A 3,812-nucleotide genomic window follows, 5' to 3' on the forward strand; every position below is an offset into this window, starting at 1 on the left:
CGCCCCCGCCGGGGCGCCCCCCACCCCGGGGGGGGGCCCCCCCACACCCCCCCCGGTGGCCGGGGACAGCCCTTACCCCGTACGGAGCCCGGGAAGCGGCGCCTTCGTGCGTTCCCCGGCACAATCGGCGGGGTGAACGCACCCGTGGCCCCGCCCCGGTCCGCCGCCCCGCGCCCCGCGGCGCCCGCCGCCCGCCGGGGTCCGCTGCGCCGCCTCTCCGCTCCGCTGGGCACGGCCGCCGCCGCGGTCGCCGCCTTCGGCTACGTCGGCGCGGTCGACCCGAACCACCCCGGCCACTACCCGGTCTGCCCGCTGCTGCATCTGACCGGCCTCTCCTGCCCGGCCTGCGGCGGCCTGCGCAGCGCCCACGCGGTCGCCCACGGCGAGCTGCCCGCCGCGCTCGGCGCCAACGCCGTGGCGGTCCTCGCGTACGCCGCCTGCGCGGTGTTCTGGGCGGTCTGGACGGTGCGCGCGGCGCGCGGGCTGCCGACCGCGGGGCCGCGCCCGCACCCCGTCCACTGGTGGGCGCTGGCCGCCGCGCTGGCCGTCTTCACCCTCGTCCGCAACCTCCCCTTCGGCGCCTTCCTGCGGCCCTGACCTGGGGGTGTCTTGCCGATCTCCGTGGGGCGGCCGCTGTCCAGGTGGTGGGACGGCCGACGACCGGGTGCGGGACCTGCGGCCGCGGCCGGATACCATCGGAAGTGCCTACGGTGAGTTCCGCTTGCCGCCCGGTGCCCGTCCCCTCCACCGCTTCAGAAGGAGGCCGCTCGCGTGAGTGTGCTCGACGAGATCATCGACGGAGTCCGCGCCGACCTCGCCGAGCGACAGGCGCGCGTCAGCCTCGACGAGCTGAAGGAGCGCGCCCGCGCCGCCCGCCCGGCCAAGGACGGCGTCGCCGCCCTCAAGGGCGAGAGCGTGACGGTCATCTGCGAGGTCAAGCGCTCCAGCCCCTCCAAGGGCGCGCTCGCCGCCATCGCCGACCCGGCGGGCCTCGCCGCCGACTACGAGGCGGGCGGCGCCGCGGTCATCTCCGTCCTCACCGAACAGCGCAAGTTCGGCGGTTCGCTCGCCGACCTGGAAGCCGTCCGCGCCCGCGTGGACATCCCGGTGTTGCGCAAGGACTTCATCGTCACCGCCTACCAGCTGTGGGAGGCCCGTGCGTACGGCGCCGACCTCGCGCTGCTGATCGTCGCCGCGCTGGAGCAGGAGGCGCTGGTCTCGCTCATCGAGCGGGCCGAGTCGATCGGCCTGACGCCGCTGGTCGAGGCGCACGACGAGGAGGAGGCCGCCCGCGCGGTCGACGCCGGGGCCAAGATCATCGGTGTGAACGCGCGCAACCTCAAGACCCTGGAGGTCGACCGCGGCAACTTCGCCCGGATCGCCCCCGAGATCCCCGACCACATCGTCAAGATCGCCGAGTCGGGCGTGCGCGGCCCGCACGATCTGATCGCGTACGCCAACGACGGTGCGGACGCCGTCCTCGTCGGCGAGTCGCTGGTCACCGGCAAGGACCCGCGCACCGCCGTCGCCGATCTGGTCGCGGCCGGCTCCCACCCCGCGATCCGGCACGGCCGGGCCTGAGGGCGGACGCGACCCCATGACCGCCACCGGTAGCCACCGCACCGCCCGGGAGATGTTCCCGGGCGCGTTCGGCGTGCCCGCCGGTGCGCCCGCCGGGTGTGCGCCGGACGGCCTGCCCGGTCACGGCCCCGCCCTTTCCCTGACGCCCCGGGCCCGCCGTACCGCGCGGCGCGCGGCGGTCCGCTGCGCGCTGCCGCCCTGGCACCGGGGCTGCCGGGCGCCCGCCCGCCGGGTGCGCGGCCGCCGGGTCAGGTACCACATCGGCTCCGAGCCCGGCCAGACCAACGGCATGCGATGGCGCCGGGGGCCCGTGCGCTGACGCGTGCGCGCCCCGGCGGCCGGTGTGGCGGTACGCCGCTCCGGACTGCCAGGACTCCGCCCGGCGGGTGACCGCGGCCGGATCATCGGTCCGGATGCGTACTTCCGGTGCCCTCGCGGCCCGGTTGCTCGTTAGGCACGGCGCGGCGCTCCCACGGCCCGGCGGACGTCCCACGGCCGTACGGCGACCGGGAGTCACCGGCGGCCGGATTCGTCGGCGTACCGCGCCCCGCGCAACGCCCGCGCGGGCGGCGCATGGCCCCTTTGGCTTCTCCACACCCTTCCCGTCTCTTCCTCATCCTTCCCGTTTCTTCCTCATCTTTCTCATCTTTCCGACAGACCCAGTTGTCCGGGGCGAGGGCCCCGGCAGAGGAGTGCGTCAGATGTCCTCCGAATTCTTCGTGCCCGACCCCGAGGGGCTGGTTCCCGGCCCCTCGGGCTACTTCGGCGCCTTCGGCGGCAAGTTCATCCCCGAGGCGCTGGTCGCCGCGGTCGACGAGGTGGCCGCCGAGTACGAGAAGGCCAAGGCCGACCCGGCGTTCGCGGCCGAGCTGAACGAACTGATGGTCAATTACACGGGCCGTCCCAGCGCCCTCACCGAGGTGGCGCGGTTCGCCGAACACGCCGGTGGCGCTCGGGTGTTCCTCAAGCGCGAGGACCTCAACCACACCGGTTCCCACAAGATCAACAATGTGCTGGGCCAGGCGCTGCTCACCCGGCGCATGGGCAAGACCCGCGTCATCGCGGAGACCGGCGCCGGTCAGCACGGCGTCGCCACCGCCACCGCCTGCGCCCTCTTCGGCCTCGAATGCACCATCTACATGGGCGAGATCGACACCGAGCGGCAGGCGCTGAACGTCGCCCGGATGCGGATGCTCGGCGCCGAGGTCATCGCCGTGACCTCCGGCAGCCGCACCCTCAAGGACGCCATCAACGAGGCGTTCCGCGACTGGGTGGCCAACGTCGACCGCACCCACTACCTCTTCGGCACGGTCGCGGGCCCGCACCCCTTCCCGGCGCTCGTCCGCGACTTCCACCGCGTCATCGGCGTCGAGGCGCGGCGGCAGATCGTGGAGCGTGCCGGGCGGCTGCCCGACGCGGCGGTCGCCTGCGTCGGCGGCGGCTCCAACGCCATCGGCCTCTTCCACGCCTTCCTTCCCGACGAGAGCGTGCGGCTGGTCGGCTGCGAGCCCGGCGGCCACGGCCTCGCCACCGGCGAACACGCCGCGACCCTCACCGAGGGCAGCCCGGGCATCCTGCACGGCTCGCGGTCGTACGTCCTCCAGGACGAGGACGGGCAGATCACCGAGCCGTACTCGATCTCCGCGGGTCTCGACTACCCGGGCATCGGCCCGGAGCACTCGTACCTCAAGGACAGCGGCCGGGCCGAGTACCGCGCGGTCACCGATGACGCGGCGATGCAGGCGCTGCGGCTGCTGTCGCGCACCGAGGGCATCATCCCGGCCATCGAGAGCGCGCACGCGCTGGCCGGCGCCCTGGAGCTGGGCCGCGAGCTGGGCCCCGACGGCCTGCTGCTGGTCAACCTCTCGGGCCGGGGCGACAAGGACATGGACACCGCGGCCCGCTACTTCGGGCTGTACGACAACGCAGGCGACCGCACCGCTGCGGGCGAGGGAGAGAAGTGATGACGGGGACGACGGGCAACATCGCCCTGCTGGACTCGGTGCTGGCGACGGCGCGCGAGGAGAACCGCGCCGCGCTGGTCGGCTACCTTCCCGCCGGATTCCCGACCGTGGACGGCGGCATCCGGGCGGCGACCGCGATGCTGGAGGGCGGCTGCGACATCGTCGAGGTGGGGCTGCCGCACAGCGACCCGGTCCTCGACGGGCCGGTGATCCAGACCGCGGACGACATCGCGTTGCGCGGCGGTGTGCGGATCACCGATGTGATCC

The 3,812-nt window shown here is 74.5% G+C and carries 5 protein-coding genes; all 5 read left to right on the plus strand.

Annotated elements, in window-relative coordinates:
- Positions 1-132: 132 nt before the first annotated feature.
- On the plus strand, positions 133-597 hold the full coding sequence (locus tag ACFWWQ_RS24660) for a DUF2752 domain-containing protein (RefSeq protein ID WP_384600015.1): 465 nt from the start codon (positions 133-135) through the stop codon (positions 595-597).
- 174 nt (positions 598-771) lie between these two features.
- Entirely contained in the window at positions 772-1,581 is an 810-nt protein-coding gene (gene trpC / locus ACFWWQ_RS24665; protein WP_143942056.1) for an indole-3-glycerol phosphate synthase TrpC, read from the plus strand.
- 16 nt (positions 1,582-1,597) lie between these two features.
- Positions 1,598-1,900 (plus strand): tryptophan biosynthesis modulator TrpM, encoded by a 303-nt coding sequence (trpM, locus tag ACFWWQ_RS24670; protein ID WP_384600018.1) that lies wholly within the window; start codon positions 1,598-1,600, stop codon positions 1,898-1,900.
- Positions 1,901-2,282: 382 nt separating this feature from the next.
- On the plus strand, positions 2,283-3,545 hold the full coding sequence (gene trpB, locus ACFWWQ_RS24675) for a tryptophan synthase subunit beta (protein WP_384600021.1): 1,263 nt from the start codon (positions 2,283-2,285) through the stop codon (positions 3,543-3,545).
- Positions 3,545-3,812, plus strand: a 268-nt coding sequence (locus ACFWWQ_RS24680; RefSeq protein WP_384600024.1) for a tryptophan synthase subunit alpha, incomplete at its 3' end; no start/stop codon positions are given. The genes trpB and ACFWWQ_RS24680, both read left to right, overlap by 1 nt.

The organism is Streptomyces sp. NPDC059080 (assembly GCF_042739975.1).
GTDB classification, from domain to species: Bacteria; Actinomycetota; Actinomycetes; order Streptomycetales; family Streptomycetaceae; genus Streptomyces; species Streptomyces benahoarensis.

Bases quoted from the DNA above. Each gene is read 5' to 3' on its own strand.
- trpM (WP_384600018.1), top strand. From the start codon at position 1,598: ATGACCGCCACCGGTAGCCACCGCACCGCCCGGGAGATGTTCCCGGGC.
- trpB (WP_384600021.1), top strand. From the start codon at position 2,283: ATGTCCTCCGAATTCTTCGTGCCCGACCCCGAGGGGCTGGTTCCCGGC.